The following is a 972-nucleotide window of genomic DNA, read 5'->3' on the forward strand; positions in this document are numbered from 1 at the left end:
TTGACCGAGCATTCTAGCCTTTCAGCCTAAGTTTATGCCCTTTTTTCACTACTTTTCACTACAGTTCAATCTCTTGTCTATACGCAAAGTCGCGGATGTAGGCATAGAGGTCGGGGTCCACCTCGGTTAGGCTTTCCTCGATGGCCCCGAAGTTCTCCCCCCATATGGCTTTGCGCACGCTCATGCAGGCCAGTCTTAGGGCCAGGCCGCCCCTCGTCAAGCCCTTCCTGTAGCCAGAGCCACCACCTGATTCAGGTCGCGAATAGCGGCGGGATTTCTTCCGTAAGCGTCGAAGAGGACGGGCCGAACGCCGGCGGCCTGTGCGCCCTGGATATCGTCTTCTGAATCGCCGATGTGCAGAGCCTCCCTCGGATGGACCCCTAGCCTGTCCAAAACGATGTGGAAAAAGCGGGGGTTGGGCTTGGCTACTCCCAGAAGGGCCGAGGCTCCAATGTAGTCAAAAAAATCGGCCAGCCCTGTGGCCCTGAGGACTCCTGGCAGCGTCCAGTCCCAGTTGGAGACCACCCCCAGCCGAAAGCCCAGCCCCTTTAGTTCGGCCAGCACCTCCTTGGCGCCGGGGGCAAGGGGCCAGATATGGGGGCTCTGCCAGTTTTGCGCCAGGTAGTCGGCAATTTCGTCGGCGTGCTCCTCCAGCCCGATGCCCCGCATGATCTCCCGGTGGAAAGCCCGCCAGAAGGCAAGCGCAGTGGTCTCGTCGGTGGCCTGCATGTGGTGCGCTGCGTAGTGCTGATAGGCCTCCTTGGTGGCCTGAGGGAGGCGGGCTGGGTCAGCCTTGGCCTCAAGGCCCCTTTGCTCGAGGAGAGGCCAGAGCCACAGCCTGGGGTGGCCCAGGATTAGGGTATCCCCCACGTCAAAAAGAACTGCCCGAATCATAGCTAACATACTACCGGTGGTCCTTGGGGTTGAGCTTGGCTTTGGCGCCGTGATACCCTCAGGGCGCTTTCGCCCGAG

1 protein-coding gene and 1 pseudogene are annotated in these 972 nt (G+C 60.6%); both read right to left on the reverse strand.

Annotation, left to right across the window (positions count from 1 at the left end; all coding sequences use genetic code 11):
• Positions 1–67: 67 nt before the first annotated feature.
• Positions 68–184: pseudogene (locus tag NZN28_RS14480) on the reverse strand (carboxymuconolactone decarboxylase family protein); the annotation flags it as partial.
• Positions 185–216: 32 nt separating this feature from the next.
• The gene (locus tag NZN28_RS14485) at positions 217–894 is read right to left on the reverse strand and encodes an HAD family hydrolase (RefSeq protein WP_295399353.1); all 678 of its coding nucleotides are present in this window, start codon (positions 892–894) and stop codon (positions 217–219) included.
• Positions 895–972: the final 78 nt, after the last annotated feature.

The organism is Meiothermus sp., assembly GCF_025056915.1.
Taxonomy (GTDB): Bacteria; Deinococcota; Deinococci; order Deinococcales; family Thermaceae; genus Meiothermus.

Bases quoted from the DNA above. Each gene is read 5' to 3' on its own strand.
- NZN28_RS14485 (WP_295399353.1), bottom strand. From the start codon at position 894: ATGATTCGGGCAGTTCTTTTTGACGTGGGGGATACCCTAATCCTGGGC.